The organism is Serratia sp. ME47, assembly GCF_903970925.1.
GTDB classification, from domain to species: Bacteria; Pseudomonadota; Gammaproteobacteria; order Enterobacterales; family Enterobacteriaceae; genus Serratia; species Serratia ureilytica.
The window spans coordinates 73,158-92,376 of sequence record NZ_CAJCKE010000004.1; the positions used below are offsets into that span (position 1 = coordinate 73,158).

The 19,219-nt window shown below is 61.3% G+C and carries 17 protein-coding genes; 9 read left to right on the top strand and 8 right to left on the bottom strand.

Annotated features, from left to right (window positions below; translation table 11 throughout):
• Positions 1–91: 91 nt before the first annotated feature.
• Positions 92–1,321, bottom strand: coding sequence for a peptidase T (gene pepT / locus H7A77_RS06000; protein WP_033642773.1), 1,230 nt, complete (start codon positions 1,319–1,321; stop codon positions 92–94).
• Positions 1,322–1,378: 57 nt separating this feature from the next.
• Between pepT and H7A77_RS06005 the strand changes: the two genes are divergently transcribed.
• The 5 genes from H7A77_RS06005 (at position 1,379) to potD (ending at position 5,686) form a co-directional block, all read left to right on the top strand.
• Positions 1,379–1,669, top strand: coding sequence for a hypothetical protein (locus H7A77_RS06005; RefSeq protein WP_127897190.1), 291 nt, complete (start codon positions 1,379–1,381; stop codon positions 1,667–1,669).
• 8 nt (positions 1,670–1,677) lie between these two features.
• Positions 1,678–2,793 (top strand): spermidine/putrescine ABC transporter ATP-binding protein PotA, encoded by a 1,116-nt coding sequence (gene potA / locus H7A77_RS06010; protein WP_033652054.1) that lies wholly within the window; start codon positions 1,678–1,680, stop codon positions 2,791–2,793.
• Positions 2,777–3,637, top strand: a complete 861-nt coding sequence (gene potB, locus H7A77_RS06015) for a spermidine/putrescine ABC transporter permease PotB (RefSeq protein ID WP_033642771.1) — start codon at positions 2,777–2,779, stop codon at positions 3,635–3,637. The genes potA and potB overlap by 17 nt, the downstream gene beginning before the upstream one ends.
• Positions 3,634–4,416, top strand: a complete 783-nt coding sequence (gene potC, locus H7A77_RS06020) for a spermidine/putrescine ABC transporter permease PotC (RefSeq protein ID WP_033642769.1) — start codon at positions 3,634–3,636, stop codon at positions 4,414–4,416. Before potB ends, potC begins: the two co-directional genes overlap by 4 nt.
• 226 nt (positions 4,417–4,642) lie before the next feature.
• On the top strand, positions 4,643–5,686 hold the full coding sequence (gene potD / locus H7A77_RS06025; protein ID WP_033642768.1) for a spermidine/putrescine ABC transporter substrate-binding protein PotD: 1,044 nt from the start codon (positions 4,643–4,645) through the stop codon (positions 5,684–5,686).
• A 44-nt stretch (positions 5,687–5,730) separates the two neighbouring features.
• On the opposite strand, the gene cobB is transcribed toward potD, so the two are convergent.
• The 6 genes from cobB to H7A77_RS06055 all read right to left on the bottom strand — a co-directional run bounded on the left by cobB (position 5,731) and on the right by H7A77_RS06055 (position 11,061).
• On the bottom strand, positions 5,731–6,567 hold the full coding sequence (cobB, locus tag H7A77_RS06030; protein WP_047026258.1) for a Sir2 family NAD+-dependent deacetylase: 837 nt from the start codon (positions 6,565–6,567) through the stop codon (positions 5,731–5,733).
• A 91-nt stretch (positions 6,568–6,658) separates the two neighbouring features.
• The gene (gene nagK / locus H7A77_RS06035; RefSeq protein WP_182073942.1) at positions 6,659–7,576 is read right to left on the bottom strand and encodes an N-acetylglucosamine kinase; all 918 of its coding nucleotides are present in this window, start codon (positions 7,574–7,576) and stop codon (positions 6,659–6,661) included.
• 53 nt (positions 7,577–7,629) lie between these two features.
• Positions 7,630–8,877, bottom strand: coding sequence for a lipoprotein-releasing ABC transporter permease subunit LolE (gene lolE / locus H7A77_RS06040; RefSeq protein WP_033642765.1), 1,248 nt, complete (start codon positions 8,875–8,877; stop codon positions 7,630–7,632).
• Positions 8,877–9,581: a lipoprotein-releasing ABC transporter ATP-binding protein LolD gene (gene lolD, locus H7A77_RS06045; protein ID WP_004941120.1), complete on the bottom strand. Its 705-nt coding sequence runs from the start codon at positions 9,579–9,581 to the stop codon at positions 8,877–8,879. The genes lolE and lolD overlap by 1 nt, the downstream gene beginning before the upstream one ends.
• Positions 9,574–10,776 (bottom strand): lipoprotein-releasing ABC transporter permease subunit LolC, encoded by a 1,203-nt coding sequence (gene lolC, locus H7A77_RS06050; protein WP_004941116.1) that lies wholly within the window; start codon positions 10,774–10,776, stop codon positions 9,574–9,576. The genes lolD and lolC overlap by 8 nt, the downstream gene beginning before the upstream one ends.
• 87 nt (positions 10,777–10,863) lie before the next feature.
• Positions 10,864–11,061, bottom strand: coding sequence for a hypothetical protein (locus tag H7A77_RS06055; protein WP_182073943.1), 198 nt, complete (start codon positions 11,059–11,061; stop codon positions 10,864–10,866).
• Between the two features lie 136 nt (positions 11,062–11,197).
• On the opposite strand from H7A77_RS06055, the gene H7A77_RS06060 reads away from it, so the two are divergent.
• Together H7A77_RS06060 and mfd are read left to right on the top strand one after the other, a co-directional pair.
• Positions 11,198–11,803, top strand: coding sequence for a serine O-acetyltransferase (locus tag H7A77_RS06060; RefSeq protein ID WP_025302502.1), 606 nt, complete (start codon positions 11,198–11,200; stop codon positions 11,801–11,803).
• A gap of 192 nt (positions 11,804–11,995) precedes the next feature.
• A complete protein-coding gene (gene mfd, locus H7A77_RS06065; RefSeq protein WP_042784264.1) occupies positions 11,996–15,469 on the top strand; it encodes a transcription-repair coupling factor in 3,474 nt (1,157 codons plus the stop codon).
• A 32-nt stretch (positions 15,470–15,501) separates the two neighbouring features.
• Here mfd and H7A77_RS06070 read toward each other — a convergent pair whose 3' ends face one another.
• The gene (locus H7A77_RS06070; RefSeq protein WP_042784263.1) at positions 15,502–16,602 is read right to left on the bottom strand and encodes a GGDEF domain-containing protein; all 1,101 of its coding nucleotides are present in this window, start codon (positions 16,600–16,602) and stop codon (positions 15,502–15,504) included.
• Between the two features lie 201 nt (positions 16,603–16,803).
• Here H7A77_RS06070 and H7A77_RS06075 point away from each other — a divergent pair, with 201 nt between their 5' ends.
• Together H7A77_RS06075 and dauA are read left to right on the top strand one after the other, a co-directional pair.
• Complete coding sequence (locus H7A77_RS06075; RefSeq protein ID WP_033652049.1) at positions 16,804–17,289, top strand: heme-degrading domain-containing protein; 486 nt, start codon at positions 16,804–16,806, stop codon at positions 17,287–17,289.
• A 232-nt stretch (positions 17,290–17,521) separates the two neighbouring features.
• Positions 17,522–19,210 (top strand): C4-dicarboxylic acid transporter DauA, encoded by a 1,689-nt coding sequence (gene dauA / locus H7A77_RS06080; RefSeq protein WP_182073944.1) that lies wholly within the window; start codon positions 17,522–17,524, stop codon positions 19,208–19,210.
• The last annotated feature ends 9 nt before the right edge of the window (positions 19,211–19,219 follow it).

The following is a 19,219-nucleotide window of genomic DNA, read 5'->3' on the forward strand; positions in this document are numbered from 1 at the left end:
CATGCGGTCCTTATGCGTGGGGAATGGGCTTCCACACTATGAGCAACGCCTTGTTGCGGCAAGCGATTATGATAATCGCAAGCGTCCTGTTTTACCGCGCCCGCTCGGCGGCCAGCGCCGCGATGCGCATAATTACCGCCACCGCTTGCTCCATGCCTTCCAGCGTCACGAATTCGTGCTTGCCGTGGTAGTTGTAGCCGCCGGTGAACAGGTTCGGGCACGGCAGGCCGCGGAACGACAGCTGCGCGCCGTCGGTGCCGCCGCGGATCGGTTTCATCACCGGTTCGATGTCGCAGTCGCGCATCGCCTGCTGCGCCAGCGCGATCGCGTGCGGATGCTCCGCCACCTGTTCGCGCATGTTGTAATAACTGTCTTCGATGCTGACTTCAATATAACAATCGCGCGGCAGGCCTTTGCCGACCTCGCGGGCGATCTCCACCATCTTGCGTTTGCGCGCCTCGAATCCCTCGCGCTCGAAGTCGCGCAGGATGTAGTGCATTTCGGCGCGTTCCACGCTGCCCTTGATGCTGCTGAGGTGGTAAAAGCCCTGGTAACCCTCGGTGGTCTCCGGCGTTTCGTCCGCCGGCAGCGCCTGATGAATGCGGGTAGCCAGCGACAGCGCGTTGACCATCACGCCCTTGGCGCTGCCGGGGTGCACGCTGTTGCCGAGGATTTTGATCGTCACCGAGGCGGCATTGAAGTTTTCGCACTCCAGCTCACCGACGCCGCCGCCGTCCACCGTGTAAGCCCATTCGGCATTGAAGGCCGCCACGTCGAACAGCTGTGCCCCCTTGCCCACCTCTTCATCCGGGGTGAAGGCCACGCGGATGTCGCCGTGCGGGATTTTGCGCGCGCGCAGGCGCGCCATGGCGGTGAGGATCTCGGCAATGCCGGCCTTGTCGTCGGCGCCCAGCAGCGTTTTGCCGTCGGTGGTGATCAGGGTCTGCCCCAACATCTGGTGCAGGATCGGGAACATCACCGGCGACAGCACTTCATCGCCAATGCCAAGCGCAATGTCGCCGCCGCGATAGTTCTCGACGATCTGCGGATTGACGTGTTTGCCGCTGAAATCCGGCGAAGTATCCAGATGGGCGATAAAACCGACCGCCGGCACCGGCCAGGCGACGTTGCCCGGCCAGGTGCCCATCACGCAGCCGTGCTCGCTGAGCGACACCCGCTCGAAGCCGAGCGCGATCATTTCCTGCTGCAACGCACGCGCCAGCTTCAACTGCCCGTCGGTGCTCGGCACATGCTTTACGTTCGCTTTGGACTGGGTGTCGAAAGAGACGTAGTTGAAAAAGCGGTCAAGTAATTTATCCATGGTAGCGGCCCCTCAGAATATCGCGTTTCATTATGCTGAACCGATCAGGATCAAATATTGCGTCAGGTCATTTTTAACCAGAATTCGCCAATATCATTAATCTTTGTGATGATTTCAGAGGGAAATAACGCTGTCATCACAGGGTCATTTGTCGCTATCATGATGAAAAACGCGGCATCTGGGCCGGATCGGCTTTCAATTCCGGCATTCAGCGTCTATCATGCGCGCTCGAAAAATTTCCATTGGCGCAACTGGTTTGAGCTTCTTTTGAATCGCGGGCATGCCCGCAAGCTCCGGCAGTCTTTTCCAGTTGCGGTTCTATCTGCATTAGCCCACGGGATAGAGTAAGACGATAAATGACTGAGACATCCTCTCGAGCCCCCCTTGTTGAACTGCATGCCCTGAGCAAAGCGTTCGATGGCAAAACCATCATTGCCGATCTGGACCTGACGATTAATCACGGCGAATTCCTCACCATTCTTGGCCCCTCCGGCTGTGGCAAAACCACGGTGCTGCGCCTGATTGCCGGTCTGGAAGACGCCGATCGGGGCCGCATCGCGCTCGACGGCCAGGACATCACCGCCATTGCGGCCGAGCATCGCCACGTCAACACCGTGTTTCAGAGTTATGCCCTGTTTCCGCACATGTCGGTGTTCGACAACGTCGCCTTCGGCCTGCGCATGCAAAAGGTGCCGGCGGCCGAACTGACGCCGCGCGTCGAAGAGGCGCTGCGCATGGTGCAGTTGGACGACTTCGCCAAGCGGCGGCCGGGCCAGCTCTCCGGTGGCCAACAGCAGCGTGTGGCCATCGCCCGCGCGGTGGTCAACAAGCCGAAAGTGCTGCTGCTGGACGAATCGCTGTCGGCGCTGGACTACAAGCTGCGCAAGCAGATGCAGAACGAACTGAAAGCGCTGCAGCGCAAGCTGGGCATCACCTTCGTGTTCGTCACCCACGATCAGGAAGAAGCGTTGACCATGTCGGATCGCATCGTGGTGATGCGCGAAGGCCGCATCGAGCAAGACGGCACGCCGCGTGAGATCTATGAAGAGCCGAAAAACCTGTTCGTCGCCAGCTTCATCGGCGAGATCAACATTTTCGACGCGGTGGTCCTGCAACGCCTCGATCCGCAGCGGGTGCGCGCCAACGTGGAAGGCCGCGAGTGCGACATCTATGCCGATCTGCCGGTAGAACCGGGCCAAAAGCTGAAGGTGCTGCTGCGCCCGGAGGATCTGCGGGTGGAAGAAGTGAACGACAGCGCGCAGCACGACGGGCTGATCGGTTACGTGCGTGAGCGCAACTACAAAGGCATGACGCTGGAATCGGTGGTCGAGCTGGAGAACGGCAAAACGGTGATGGTCAGCGAGTTCTTCAACGAAGACGATCCGGACGTCGATCACTCGCTCAATCAGAAGATGGCGGTGACCTGGGTCGAAAGCTGGGAGGTGGTGCTGGCCGATGAAGAAATCGCGTAAAGTCTTCCAGAATGTGGTGATCGTCGGCGTCGTCGCCTGGCTGTTGCTGTTCGTGTTCATGCCGAACCTGATGATCATCGGCGCCAGCTTCCTGACCCGTGATGACGCCAACCTGGTACAGATGGTGTTCACGCTGGATAACTACCGGCGCTTGTTCGATCCGCTGTATGCCCAGGTGCTGCTGCACTCGCTGAACATGGCGCTGATCGCCACCCTGTGCTGCCTGGTGATCGGCTATCCGTTCGCCTTTATTCTGGCGCGCTTGCCGCAGAAGGTGCGGCCGCTGCTGCTGTTTCTGCTGATCGTGCCCTTCTGGACCAACTCGCTGATCCGCATCTACGGCCTGAAGTTGTTTCTCAGCACCCGCGGCTACCTCAACGACGCGCTGCTGTGGATCGGCGTCATCGACAAGCCGCTGCGCATCATGTACACCTCGGAAGCGGTGATCCTCGGCCTGGTGTATATCCTGCTGCCGTTTATGGTGATGCCGCTCTATTCCAGCATCGAAAAGCTCGATAAATCCTGCCTGGAGGCGGCGCGCGATCTCGGCGCCAGCAAGCTCCAAACCTTTATCCGCATCATTGTGCCGCTGACCATGCCGGGCATTATCGCCGGCTGCCTGCTGGTGGTGCTGCCGGCGATGGGGCTGTTCTTCGTCGCCGATCTGATGGGCGGCGCCAAAAACCTGCTGATCGGCAACGTGATTAAAAGCCAGTTCCTCAATATCCGCGACTGGCCGTTCGGCGCGGCCACCAGCATCTGCCTGACGCTGGTGATGGGGCTGTTGCTGCTGGTCTATTACCGGGCCGCCCGCCTGCTGAACAAGAAGGAGGATCTGGCATGATCGGACGTCTGCTGCGCGGCGGCTTTATGACGCTGGTATACGCCTATCTGTATATCCCGATCGTCATCCTGATCGTCAACTCCTTCAATGCCTCGCGCTTTGGCATCAACTGGCAAGGGTTCACCACCAAGTGGTACAGCACGCTGCTCAACAACGACAGCCTGTTGCAGGCGGCGGGCCACTCGCTGACCATGGCGGTGCTCTCCGCCACCTTCGCCACGCTGATCGGCTCGCTGACCGCGGTGGCGCTGTACCGCTACCGCTTCCGCGGCAAACCGTTCGTCGGCGGCATGCTGTTTGTGGTGATGATGTCGCCGGACATCGTGATGGCCATCTCGCTGCTGGTGCTGTTCATGTTGCTGGGCATTTCGCTCGGCTTCTGGTCGCTGCTGTTCTCGCACATCACTTTCTGCCTGCCGTTCGTGGTCGTGACCGTCTACGCGCGCCTGAAAGGCTTCGACGTGAAGATGCTGGAAGCCGCGCGCGATCTCGGCGCAAGCGAGTTCACCATCCTGCGCAAAATCATTCTGCCGCTGGCGATGCCGGCGGTGGCGGCCGGTTGGCTGCTGAGCTTCACCCTGTCGATGGACGACGTGGTCGTCTCCTCCTTCGTCACCGGGCCGAGCTACGAGATTTTGCCGCTGAAGATCTATTCGATGGTGAAAGTCGGCGTCTCGCCTGAGGTTAACGCGCTGGCCACCATTTTGCTGCTGCTGTCGCTGACGCTGGTGATCGCCAGCCAGTGGGTGATGCGCGATCGCTCGCCCAAGGCCGAGTAATCCTTCCCGCCGGGCGCTGCGGCGCCCGTCTCTTTCATTGACCACAATGATATGAAAGCGGCCTTTGGTGATGGCCCTGACTCGGTTAACCCGCTGATTTGCCGCTGGGATAACCGCCTTTACCCACCCCGCCCCGGCCCCTATAATGGCCCCTTTCTGGGGTATGGCGCGGCCGAAAACGGCGGCTCATACGGGTTCGGCTCACTACTGCTGAAGGATACGCTGCATGAAAAAGTGGTCACATCTGCTCGCAGCCGGGATGATGGCGCTGAGTTTCTGCTCTGCAAACGCCTCTGACGGCAAAACGCTGTATTTCTATAACTGGACTGAATACGTCCCGCCGGGGCTGCTGGAGCAGTTCACCAAGGAAACCGGCATCAAGGTGATTTATTCCACCTATGAATCCAACGAAAGCATGTACGCCAAGCTGAAGACCTACAAGGACGGCGCGTACGATCTGGTGGTGCCTTCCACTTACTTCATCGCCAAGATGAGCAAGGAAGGCATGCTGCAAAAAATCGACAAGAGCAAGCTCAGCCACTTCAAGGATCTCGATCCTACCCTGCTGAACAAGCCGTTCGATCCCAACAACGACTACTCCATCCCTTACATCTGGGGCGCCACCGCCATCGGCGTTAACAGCGACGCGCAGGATCCGTCCACCGTCACCTCCTGGGCCGATCTGTGGCAGCCGCAGTACAAAGGCCGCCTGCTGCTGACCGACGATGCGCGTGAAGTGTTCCAGATGGCGCTGCTCAAGCTGGGTTATTCGGGCAACACCACCGATCCGAAAGAGATTGAAGCCGCCTACCGCGAACTACAGAAATTGATGCCGAACGTGCTGGCCTTCAACTCCGACAACCCGGGCAACCCGTTTATGGAAGGGGAAGTCAACGTCGGCATGGTGTGGAACGGTTCGGCCTTCGTGGCGCGCCAGGCCGGCACGCCGCTGGAGATCGTCTGGCCGAAGGAAGGCGGGATCTTCTGGATGGACAGCCTGGCCATTCCGGCCAACGCGCGCAACGTCGAGGGGGCGCTGAAGCTGATCGACTTCCTGCTGCGGCCGGAAATCGCGGTGCAGGTGGCGGAAACCATCGGTTACCCGACGCCGAACCTGGCGGCGAAGAAGCTACTGTCGCCGGAGATCGCCAACGATCCGTCTCTCTACCCGGATAAGACGGTGATTGAGCACGGCGAGTGGCAAAACGACGTCGGCGACGCCAGCACGCTGTACGAAAGCTACTTCCAAAAGCTGAAAGCCGGGCGCTAACACGCCCGCCATCCCATCAGGGCGCGCATTGCGCCCTGATGTCTTTAGGGCTTATCGGCCCGCGCCACCTTGCCCACCAGGAATTTGTGCACAAAACGCGGCACCACTTCGCTGGCCAGGCCGTAGTGTTTCTCGTCGAACTGGCTTTCCACCTGACTCGGCTCCAGGTTCAGCTCCATCGCGTAGGCGCCGCCCAGCCGCGCCTCATGCACGAACCCGGCCGCCGGATAGACGTGGCCGGAGGTGCCAATGGCGACGAAGAAATCGGCCTTGCTCAGCGCCTGGTAGATGTCGTCCATGCCCAGCGGCATCTCGCCGAACCATACCACGTGCGGCCGCAGCGGCGCCGGGAACTGGCAGCAGTGGCAACGCTCGTCGACGCTGAGATCGCCGGGCCACTCGAACACCTGCCCCGACTGGGTGCAGCGCACCTTCAGCAATTCGCCGTGCATGTGCAGCACCCGCTTGCTGCCGGCGCGCTCATGCAGGTTATCGATGTTTTGCGTGACCAGCAGGAAGTTGTCCCCCAGCCACTCTTCCAGATCCGCCAGCGCGCGGTGCGCGGCGTTCGGGGCGATGTCCTCGGTCTGCAGCTGGTGGCGACGTTCATTGTAAAACGCCTGCACCAGCGCCGGATCGCGCTGAAAACCTTCCGGCGTGGCGACGTCTTCCACCCGGTGCTCTTCCCACAGCCCATCCGCAGCGCGGAAGGTGCGAATGCCCGACTCGGCCGAAATGCCGGCCCCGGTCAACACCACCACAAACGGCTTTTTCAGCTCGGCCGCCGCCATGGTGTCACGGTGAAAAATGCGTGAACGAAAGCGCTGATGCAGCACATGCTTACTCTTGCGAAACTGACACAGCCGATGGCGAGTGTGCATTAACTCTCTCCTTACTTTTCCCTGTTTACCCTTCTTACTGGACGTTGCAGCGTTGTTGGCTGTATACATTCACGCCTGGCCGCAACGCCCATTACGTTGGGCGAGCCAAATTGAGGAACGCTGCGCCGCGCACGCCGCCGGCGTCGCCATAGCGCGCCTTCTCGATGCGCGGCAGCCGAGCCACCCGCAGCAGGTGCGCCGGCAGCCGCTGCGGCAACGCCTGGTAAATGGCGTCGAAGTTCGACAGCCCGCCGCCGATCACCACCAGGTGCGGATCCAGCACCGTCAGCAGGTTACCCAGGCAGATCGCCAGCACGTCCATAAAGCGATCGACATGCGCCACGGCCTGCGGCTCACCCGCCTGATAATGCGCAATGATCTCGGTGGCGGGCAAGCGCCGGTCATAAAAATGGGCGTACATCCATTCGAAACCGCGGCCCGATATGTAATTTTCAATGCAACCCTGATGGCCGCACCCGCAGGCGACGCGAGGCACATCACGCCCCAGCACCTCGAGCGCGTCCACCGGCAGGCGCAAATGGCCGAACTCGCCGGCGATATAGTTGCGCCCGGGCACCGTCTTGCCCTCGACGATCAGGCCGCCGCCTACGCCGGTGCCGAGGATGATGCCCAGCACCGTCGGGTAGCGGCGGAACTCGTCGTCCCAGGCCTCCGACAGCGCAAAGCAGTTGGCGTCGTTATCGACCCGCACCTCGCGCCCGATCAGCGCCGCCAGATCGCGCGGCAGCGGCCGCCCCATCGCCGCCGGCACATTGGCGGTAAACAGCGTGCCATCATCGTCGTTGGGCAGGCCCGGAATGCCGATGCCGACGCTGCCGCGCCGGCCGCAAAACGCATCCGCCTCAAGGGTCAGCTCGCACAGCGTAGCCAGCAGTTGCCGATAATCGTCGCGCGGCGTCGGCACCCGCTTTTGCCAAATGCGCTGCAGGCTGTCGTCGAACACCCCCAGCTCAATCTTGGTGCCGCCCATATCGAAACCGTAGTACATAACCCATCCCCAGGCTAAAAAAACGGGGCGGCATCGCTGCCTCCCCGTGGGTTTTATTGTCCGCTCAGCACCCGCGCCGGATCGATGCGGCTGGCGCGCCTCGCCGGATACCAACTGGCCAACAGGCTCAGCACGATGGCGGTCGCCAGCACGATCAGCACGTCCAGCCAGTGCAGCTCGGAAGGCAGGAAGTCGATGAAGTAGATATCGCCCGACAGGAAGGAGTGGCCGACCAGTTTCTCGATGCCCCGGATGATGTTGGTCAGCTGCAGCGAGGCGATCACCCCGATCACCACGCCGCTCAGGCTGCCCAGCAGCCCGGCCAGCAGCCCATACCAGATGAAAATGGCGCGGATAAAGCCGTCTTTGGCGCCCAGGGTGCGCAGCACCGCGATGTCGGCGCTTTTGTCTTTCACCGCCATCACCAACGTGGAAACGATGTTGAAGCAGGCCACGCCGATCACCAGCACCATCGCCAGGTACATGATGGCGCGGATCATCTGGATGTCGCGGTACATGTAGCCGTACTTGCCGATCCAGCTCTTGATATAGATGTAAGCGTTGGTCACTTCGCCGGCGTCGCGCACCAGCTTGTTGGCGGCGAACACGTCGTTCATCTTGAGAGCAATGCCCGTGACGCTGTCACCCATGTCGAGATACTGCTGCGCATCGGCCAACGGCACCAGCGCCAGGCTGTGATCGAGCTGGCCGCTGAGCTGCAAAATGCCGGTCACGTGCAGGCGAATACGCTTCGGCTGCAGCAGCTTCATCTCAGGGTCGCTGTTGGGGATCATCACCGTGACATAGGCGCCCTGCTTGACGCCCAGCGCGTCGGCCACGCCCTTGCCGAGGATCACCTGCTGCTCGCCGGGCTTGAAGTTGGCCCAGGCGTCGCCCTGCACATACTGCGGCAACGCGCTCAGTCGGCTCTCCTGCTGCGGATCTACACCTTTGACTTCCACCGCGCGCAGCTGAGCACCGTTTTCCATCAGGCCGGTAAAGTTGATGTACGGCGCGGCGGCCACAATGCCCGGCACCTTTTCCACCCGCTGCAGAATCGACGGCCAGCCGCTGAACGGCTGATTGACCGGCTCGAGCTCGCCGTGCGGCACCACCGCCAGAATGCGGTTCTTCAGCTCGCGCTCAAAGCCGTTCATCGCGCTCAGACCGACGATCAGCACCGCCACCCCCAGCGCGATGCCAATGGTGGAGATGACCGAGATCAGCGACACCATGCCGCCGCGTTTACGGCCGCGGCTGAAACGCAGGGCCGTCAGGAAGGACAGTGAGGCTCCCGCCATTACTCGGCCCCCATCAGGGTCAGCTGCGCCTGCAGGTGACCGTCGGCCATTTCCAACTGGCGGCTCAAGCGCTTGGCCAGCTGCAGATCGTGCGTTACCACCAGGAAAGCGGTGCCCTGACGCACGTTCAGCTCACCGAGCAGATCGAAGATGCTGTCCGCGGTGCGCTTGTCGAGGTTGCCGGTCGGTTCGTCCGCCAGCACCAGCGCCGGGTTATTGACCAGCGCGCGCGCGATCGCCACGCGCTGACGCTCGCCGCCGGAAAGCTCGGACGGACGGTGTTTGCTGCGCTTTTCCAGCCCGACCGCCGCCAGCATCTCCCGCGCTTTCTCCTGCGCCTGCGCCGGTTTGGCGCCACCGATCAAGAGCGGCATGGCGGCGTTTTCCAGCGCGGTGAAGTCCGGCAACAGATGGTGGAACTGATAGATGAAGCCCAACTGGCGGTTGCGCAGCTCGGCCTTGGCCGCCGAAGACATGGCGTTGAGCGATTCGCCCTTGAAGATCACTTCGCCGGAGGTCGGCGAGTCCAGCCCGCCCAGCAGGTGCAACAGGGTGCTCTTGCCGGAACCCGAGCTGCCGACGATCGCCATCATCTCGCCCTGCTGCATGGCAAAGCTGACGTTGCGCAGCACGTCGGTGTGCAGGTTGCCTTCCTGATAGGTCTTGCACAGGTTGTCACACTGCAGCAAAAGATGGTTACTCATAACGTAAAGCCTCAGCGGGTTGTACGGCGGCAGCGCGCCATGAAGGATAGAGCGTGGACAACAGGGAAACCGCCATCGCCACCACGGCGATGATCGTCACCTGCAGCGGATCGACCGCCACCGGCAGCGAAGCGCCGTCGATCAATGCGCCGAGGATCGGCATCAGGTTGTTCAGATTGGTGGCCAGCAGCACGCCGAGCAGCGTGCCGAGCAGCGAACCGATGATGCCGGCACTGGCGCCCTGCACCATAAATACCGACATGATCTGGCGGCGGGTCAGCCCTTGAGTCTGCAGAATGGCGACCTCGCCCTGCTTCTCCATCACCAGCAGACCGAGCGAGGTAATGATGTTAAACGCCGCCACCGCCACGATCAGGCTGAGCAGCAGCCCCATCATGTTCTTCTCCATGCGCACCGCCTGGAACAGCTCGCCCTTGCGATCGCGCCAGTCTTTCCAGACGGTGCCCGCCGGCAACGCCTGCTGGCTGAGGGTATCGACCGTCAGCGGCTGTTGCAGGAACAGACGCCAGCCGGTGATGTTGCCGGCCGGGTAGCGCATCAGGCGCGAAGCATCCTGTTGGTTGACCAGCAGCTGATAGCCGTCCACCTCGCTGTTGGCGTGGAAGGTGCCGATGAGAGTGAACAAACGCTGGCTGGGAATGCGGCCCATCGGCGTGAACTGGCTGGCGCTCGGCACCATCACGCGCAGCGAATCGCCGCGCTTGACGCCGAGTTGCCCCGCCAGCTGTTCGCCGATGATGATGTTGTATTGGCCCGGCTGCAGCTGTTGCTGCTTGACGTTGACCAGATACGGGGTCAGCGGATCGGCCTCGTCGGGATTCACGCCGAGCATCACCCCGACCGCCACGCTGCGAGCGCTTTGCAGCACCACGTCACCGGTGGTCAGCGGCGCAACGCGCGTGACACCCTGCAGCTTCTGCACCTCGGAGGCCGGCAGCTGCTGCGGGTTGACCGATCCTTGCGGACTGGTGACCAACGCCTGCGGCATCAGGCCGAGAATGTTGTTCTCCAGATCCTTTTCGAAACCGTTCATCACCGACAGCACGGTGACCAACGCCATCACCCCCAGCGTAATGCCGATGGTGGAAAGCCAGGAAACAAACCGCCCGAAGCGGTCTGAGGCTCGCCCGCGCATGTAGCGCAGGCCAATGAATAACGCGACAGGTTGATACATGAAATCCGTTTGATAGCCGTGGCTTAAGCAAAGTGATCACGGATTATATCGTCGCCGTGAAAACAATTAAATGAAAAATAAAGATTTTTACGATTCTTGCATCGATGTGCATGTGGCATTTCCATCGCGGATAACCCCTTGTTTACCCTTGACTGTTTTGGTGAGTCGCCGAAAATGTTTTTGCCGGCCCGCCTCAGTTTCTTCTGAAAATGACAGTGTCGCCTGCGAAATCGCATTTGCCCCTGTCGCTCGCAGGGCACCCGCCGCGCCATCGTTTTCCATCATTATTGGCACATGCCGTTATCCGACGGGTTTCAGTCTGGGACTCCCGCACAGGATCGCCAGCGATTTCGGCCTATGTTACTATCTGCCAATATTGACGAAGTTGATGATAGTTATCGGTTAAACCCAAGGGCAATCAATGAGAACGGAAACAAAATATAAAATTTATGCCGACTTCTTTCGCGCCAGCAGAAAGTCCGGCGTCGCAAGACTAATCAAGTCCCTTTTCCAACAGAACTACATCGGCTTTAACTATATTTTCACGCTGAGGCTGCACAGTGATTTTCATTCCAGGAAACGCAATATCGTTGAGAGAATTTGCTTCCGCCTGCTGGTAAAGAATCTGAAGCGCCTGCAAATAAAATATGGCATCGAAATTCCCCATCAGGCCAGCATCGGTGAAGGTCTGGTTATCCCGCATTTCGGTGGCATCGTCATCCATCCCAACGTCAAAATTGGTAAAAATTGTACCATCCTGCAAGGGGTGACCATCGGCAACAACCTCTTCAAAAGCCGGGACGACGTCGCCACTATCGGCGATAACGTCACCATTGCCGCCGGAGCAAAAATCGTTGGCCCGGTCACCATCGGTGACAATGTGACGATTGGCGCCAACTCCGTAGTCACCAGCGATATCGAGCCCAACTGCATCGTGGCAGGCATACCGGCTAAAATCATTTCGCGCAAAGCGTCGATTGTCCTGAATACGGATTACCTGTCGTTTGACGAATATCAGAAGCGCTAATCTTGCGCTGTTTCCGCCCCTCGCGACGCCTGTTTGGCGTCGCGCTTGCATGCAATGCCAACCCAATAACTTGCGAGACAGGGCACTTTTATCGGTGTCAGTTTGCCGGCCGCTGGGCTACTATAAACAGCATAAAGGCGCTGGGTTATCCGTGCCGGGACGCCATCCAACACATTGATTAAAGATACCTGAATGAGCACTTCCGATAGCCGTAACCGTTCCTCATCCCCCCGTTACTCTCTGCCCGATCGCGCGGGCGATCTGCGCCAGCTGGGGCAACTGACCGGCGCGGCCTGCGCCGTGGAGTGCGCAGAGATCGTCGAGCGTCACCCTGGCCCGGTGATGCTGATCGCGCCGGACATGCAAAACGCCCTGCGGCTGCGCGACGAGATCCAACAGTTCACCGATCAGATGGTGACCACCCTGTCCGACTGGGAAACCCTGCCGTACGACAGCTTCTCGCCGCACCAGGAAATCATCTCCGACCGTTTGTCGAGCCTGTATCACCTGCCGACCATGGCGCGCGGCGTGATCATTCTGCCGGTCAATACCCTGATGCAACGCGTCTGCCCGCACGAATTCCTGCACGGCCATGCGCTGGTGATGAAAAAAGGCCAGCGCCTGTCGCGCGACAAGCTGCGCGCGCAGCTGGAACAGGCCGGCTACCGCAGCGTCGATCAGGTAATGGAGCACGGCGAATTCGCCACCCGCGGCGCGCTGCTCGACCTGTATCCAATGGGCAGCGATGAGCCTTACCGCATCGACTTCTTCGATGACGAGATAGACAGCCTGCGCATCTTCGACGTCGACACCCAGCGCACGCTGAGCGAAGTCGAGGCCATCAATCTATTGCCGGCCCACGAGTTCCCTACCGACAAAAACGCCATCGAGCTGTTCCGCAGCCAGTGGCGCGAGCAGTTTGAGGTGCGTCGCGACGCCGAGCACATCTATCAGCAGGTCAGCAAAAGCGCCTGGCCCGCCGGCATCGAATACTGGCAGCCGCTGTTCTTCAGCCAGCCGCTGCCGTCGCTGTTCAGCTACCTGCCGGCCAATACGCTGATCGTCAACACCGGCGATCTGGAGAGCGCCGCCGAGCGCTTCTGGCAGGACGTCAACCAGCGTTTCGAAAGCCGCCGCGTCGATCCGATGCGCCCGCTGCTGGCGCCGGATACGCTGTGGCTGCGCGTTGATGCGCTGTTCGGCGAGCTGAAAGCCTGGCCGCGCATCGCGCTGAAAACCGATGAGCTGCCGGCCAAAGCGGGCAATACCAATCTGGATTACCATGCCCTGCCCGATCTGGCGGTGCAGGCGCAGCATAAATCCCCGCTGGATAATCTGCGCCGCTTTATTGAAAGTTTTGACGGCAGCGTGATCTTCTCCGTCGAGAGCGAGGGGCGGCGTGAAACGCTGCAGGATCTGCTCGGCCGCATCAAGCTGGCGCCTGCCTTGATCCAACGACTCGATCAGGCGGAAACCGCGGGCCGTTACATGATGGTCGGCGCCGCCGAACACGGCTTCCTCGACGGCCTGCGCCGGCGGGCGCTGATCTGCGAAAGCGATCTGCTCGGCGAGCGCGTCAGCCGTCGCCGGCAGGACAACCGGCGCACCATCAACACCGATACCCTGATCCGCAACCTGGCGGAGCTGCATCCCGGCCAGCCGGTGGTGCACCTGGAGCACGGCGTTGGCCGCTATGTCGGCCTGACCACGCTGGAGGCCGGCGGCATCAAGGCCGAGTACCTGATCCTCTCCTACGCCGGTGAGGACAAGCTGTACGTGCCGGTGTCATCGCTGCATCTGATCAGCCGCTACGCCGGCGGCGCGGACGAAAACGCCCCGCTGCACAAACTGGGCGGCGACGCCTGGACGCGCGCGCGGCAGAAAGCCGCCGAGCGGGTGCGCGACGTGGCGGCCGAGCTGCTGGATATTTACGCCCAGCGCGCCGCCAAGGCCGGTTTCGCCTTCAAACACAACCGCGAGCAGTACCAGCTGTTCTGCCAGAGCTTCCCGTTCGAAACCACGCCGGATCAGGAACAGGCGATCAACGCGGTGCTGAGCGACATGTGCCAGCCGCTGGCGATGGACCGCCTGGTGTGCGGCGACGTCGGCTTCGGCAAAACCGAAGTGGCGATGCGCGCCGCCTTCCTGGCGGTGGAAAACGGCAAGCAGGTGGCGGTGCTGGTGCCGACGACGCTGCTGGCGCAGCAGCACTTCGACAACTTCCGCGATCGCTTCGCCACCTGGCCGATCCGCATCGAGATGATGTCGCGCTTCCGCAGCGCCAAAGAGCAGCAACAGGTGCTGGACGACGCGGCCGAAGGCAAAGTGGACATCATCATCGGCACCCACAAACTGCTGCAGAGCGATCTGCGCTGGAAGGATTTGGGGCTGCTGATCGTCGATGAAGAGCACCGCTTTGGCGTGCGCCACAAGGAGCGCATCAAGGCGATGCGCGCCGATGTCGATATCCTGACGCTGACCGCCACGCCGATCCCGCGGACGTTGAACATGGCGATGAGCGGCATGCGCGATCTGTCGATCATTGCCACCCCACCAGCGCGACGCCTGGCGGTGAAGACCTTCGTGCGCGAATATGACAGCCTGGTGGTGCGCGAGGCGATCCTGCGCGAAGTGCTGCGTGGCGGCCAGGTTTACTACCTCTACAACGACGTGGAAAACATCGAGAAAGCGGCGCAGCGCCTGGCTGAGCTGGTGCCGGAAGCGCGCATCGCCATCGGCCACGGCCAGATGCGTGAACGCGATCTGGAGCGGGTGATGAACGATTTCCACCACCAGCGCTTCAACGTGCTGGTGTGCACCACCATCATTGAAACCGGCATCGATATTCCCAGCGCCAACACCATCATCATCGAGCGGGCCGATCGCTTCGGCCTGGCGCAGCTGCATCAATTGCGCGGCCGCGTCGGGCGTTCGCACCACCAGGCTTACGCCTATCTGCTGACGCCAAACCCGAAAGCCATGGGCACCGACGCCCATAAACGGCTCGAGGCCATCGCCTCGCTGGAAGACCTCGGCGCCGGTTTTGCGCTGGCGACCCACGATCTGGAGATCCGCGGCGCCGGTGAGCTGCTGGGCGAAGACCAGAGCGGCCAGATGACCACCGTCGGCTTCTCGCTCTACATGGAGCTGCTGGAAAGCGCCGTCGACGCGTTGAAAAACGGCCGCGAACCGTCGCTGGAAGATCTCACCAACAGCCAGACCGAGGTGGAGCTGCGCATGCCGGCGCTGCTGCCGGAAGATTTCATTCCCGACGTCAATACCCGCCTGTCGCTGTATAAGCGCATCGCCAGCGCGAAGAACGACGGTGAGTTGGATGAGCTGAAGGTCGAGCTGATCGACCGCTTCGGTCAACTGCCGGACGCGGCGCGTAACCTGTTGCAGTGCGCAGCGCTGCGGCTGCATGCGCAGAAGCTGGGGATCAAACGCATCGAGAGCAACGAGCGCGGCGGCTTTATCGAGTTCGGCGACAATAACCGCGTCGACCCGGGTTATCTGATCGGCCTGTTGCAGGGCAATCCGCAGGTTTACCGCCTGGATGGCCCGAGCAAGCTGAAGTTCACGCTCGATCTGGCCGATCGCCAGAAACGCCTGACGTTCACCGAAGAGCTGCTGAACGCGTTCCGCGAACACACGCTGGCGGCCTGAGCCAACGCCCCCGCCGTGGCGGCGGGGGCGGCTTACTCGCGCGGGAATCCGGCGCCCAACGGCGCCAGCTGCATCACGCGGCTGGTCACCACCCGGTTTTTGCCGCTGCGCTTCGCCTCATACAAGGCCTCGTCGGTCATGGCGATCGCCTTGTCCAGCATCATGCCAGGCAGATACAGCGACACGCCGATGGACATTGTGATGTGCGCTTCGTCGTGCGCATTCAGCAAGAACGTCGAGCTTTCCACCGCGCTGCGAATGCGCTCAGCCACCCCGCCGATCACCTGCGGATCGTAGCTGGCGGTGATCACCATAAACTCCTCGCCGCCGTAGCGCCCGACGAAGTCCTCATTGCGCACGCTGTTTTGCAACAGCCGCCCCACGCTCGCCAGCAGCACGTCACCGGCCGGGTGACCGTAAGTGTCGTTGATGTTTTTGAAGTTATCCAAATCGAGGATCATCAGCCCGCACGGGCGACGTTCGGCGCGCTGCAGCATCAGGTGATAATCGACGCTGGCGCGGTTGTTGATGTGGGTCACGCTGTCGGTCGTGGCGCGCGCGCGCATCGCGAAATAGGCGTAGATGTGGCGCTCTTTGAAATTCAGCGCATGATAGCAAATCGCCAGACAGAGCGCCGAAGCCGCCTGGTACAGCAACACATCCGGCCACAGCCCGCTCAGGTCCACCAACAGCCACACCACAACGATGCGATACAGCGCGATGACGCCGATCGTCAGGTAAAACACCCGATGGGATTTCTTCAGCCACACCCGCGACAGCAGCAGCGGCGCGACAATCGAGGCGATGAACAGGTTATCGACAGTGAAGCCGCCGGTCAGTGCCATAGCGAACAGAAAGCTTACCAGCCCGCTGACGCCGCCGCCGAAGAACGTCACCAAAATCATCGGGATCATCGCAAAGCTGTAGTGAACCTTATCGGTCAGCTCCAGGCGGTCCTGGCTTAAGTACAGCACCGCCACGCCGGCCAGCAGGCCGAAGACGACGCGCTTCCACCGTGCGGATTGATAAGAAAAAGGGGCATTCTTGCTGAGCAGGAAATAGCTTATCGACAGCGTGGCGTAAGTGATGCAGGCGTCGCTGTAAAGGGTAGAAATGGACGCAATGTAAGTCATAAATAGTCAGCGCGCTCCTCGGTGTCGCCAGGGGGGTAATATGCAGACGTTGAATAACGCATCCCTGTCGTCTCCGCTTCGGCGGCGGCCATTTTACACGGTCTATTAATAGAGTAGCAGTTCTATCTTATCGCTAAGCCGTCTATCTCATCGCGAACGCTTCAGGCTACTCTGTGCTTTGGGTTATCTGGGGAGAACCGCATGAATATCGACGATGAACTGCACGCACTCAGCGAACAGGAAGCGACGCTGGCGTTTGCGCATTTTGACGCCGCGACCGCCTGGGAACTGGGTGCGGCGCTAAAAACCGCCGCCGAGCGGCGCGGCCTGAGCATCGCCATCGAGATCCAGCTGGCCGGGCAAACGCTGTTTTATTACGCCATGCCGGGCGCCACGCCGGATATCGCCGACTGGGTGCGGCGCAAGCGCAACCTGGTGAACCATTTTCACAAAAGCTCTTACGCTATCGGCCTGCGCCTGCAGCAGCGCCAAACGTCGCTGGAGGAGCGTTACGGGCTGAGCGTGCGCGATTATTCGGTGCACGGCGGCGCCTTCCCGCTCACCCTGACCGGCCTCGGCTGCGTCGGCAGCATCAGCATTTCCGGCGCGCCGCAGAAAGAAGATCATCAGCTGCTGGTGAGCACTTTAGCCCATTTTCTCGGCTTATCCCTGCCCACCCCGCGTTAACCGTCAAAATCTTGATTGTTCACTTCCTTTTCAGCCGCAGATTCTGCGGCTGACTTACTCATCAGCGGCATTTAGCGCCGGATAAAACGGCGACTCTCTGATTTCCTGCGCCAAATTGATACAGGTCTGGTAATCCGCTGAGCAAAAGGCGTATGGTATCTGTCACGTGACAAGACGGACCTCATCGGGCCCGCCATTCCTTTCACTTTTGAAGATTTGGTACGCACCGTAGATGAAAACCCATGAAATAAACAAAATTCGCCCCTTCAGCGCGCTGATAGACGCCTGCTGGCGGGAACCTTATAGCCTGGCGCGGTTGCTGAAAGACGCCATCGCCGGGGTGACGGTCGGCATTATCGCCATTCCGCTGGCGATGGCGCTGGCGATCGCCAGCGGCGTGCCGCCGCAGTATGGCCTGTATACCGCCGCCATCGCCGGCATCGTCATCGCCGTCAGCGGCGGTTCGCGCTACAGCGTCTCCGGCCCCACCGCCGCCTTCGTGGTGATCCTCTATCCGGTCTCGCAGCAGTTCGGCCTGGCCGGCCTGCTGGTCGCCACGTTGATCTCCGGGGTATTTCTGCTGCTGATGGGGCTGGCGCGCTTTGGCCGGCTGATCGAGTACATTCCGCTGCCGGTGACGCTCGGTTTTACCTCCGGTATCGCCATCACCATCGCCACCATGCAGATTAAGGACTTTTTCGGTCTGCAGCTGACGCACACGCCGGAAAACTACGTCGGCAAGCTGTACGCCCTGCTGCAGGCGCTGCCGACGTTGGATCTCGGCGATACCCTGATCGGCGCGGTGACGCTCTTGATCCTGATCTTCTGGCCCAAACTCGGCCTGCGCGTGCCCGGCCACCTGCCGGCGCTGCTGGCAGGCACTGCGCTGATGGGGCTGCTGACGCTGTTTGACCACCCGGTGGCGACCATCGGCTCCCGTTTCAGCTACCTGCTGGCCGACGGCAGCAGCGGCCAGGGCATCCCGCCTATCTTGCCGCAGCTGCTGCTGCCCTGGGATCTGCCGGGCGGCGGCGGGCAACCGTTCAGCCTCAGTTGGCAAACCGTCTCCGCCCTGCTGCCGGCGGCGTTTTCGATGGCGATGCTCGGGGCGATTGAATCGCTGCTGTGCGCGGTGGTGCTCGACGGCATGACCGGCAAGAAGCATAACTCGAACAGCGAACTGATCGGCCAGGGCGCGGGCAACATCATCGCGCCGTTCTTCGGCGGCATCACCGCGACCGCCGCGATTGCCCGTTCGGCCGCCAACGTGCGCGCTGGCGCCACCTCGCCGGTATCCGCCATCATCCACGCGCTGCTGGTGCTGCTGGCGCTGCTGGTCCTGGCGCCGTGGCTCTCTTATCTGCCGCTGGCGGCGATGGCGGCGCTGCTGTTGATGGTCGCCTGGAACATGAGTGAGGCCCACAAGGTGGTTTACCTGCTGCGCCGGGCGCCAAAGGACGATATTTTGGTGCTGCTGCTGTGCATGTCGCTGACGGTGCTGTTCGACATGGTGATCGCCATTACCGTAGGCATCGTGCTGGCGTCGCTGCTGTTTATGCGCCGTATCGCCCGCATGACGCGGCTAAGCGAACTGAGCGCCGACGATGGCCGCCTGGTGCTGCGAGTGAACGGCCCGCTGTTCTTCGCCGCCGCCGAGCGCATCTTTACCGAACTGCTGGCGCGCAGCGAGGGCTATCGGACGATCGTGCTGCAATGGGATGCGGTGCCGGTGCTCGACGCCGGCGGCCTGAGCGCCCTGCGTCGCTTTATCGACGCGCTGCCGGCGGATAAAAAGCTGGTGATCACCGACGTGCCGTTCCAGCCGCTGAAAACCCTGGCGCGCGCGCGGGTGCAGCCGATCGAGGGCCGGCTGCAGTTCTACCCGACGCTGCCGGAAGCGCTGGCGGACACCGGCGCCTAAACGTAAAAA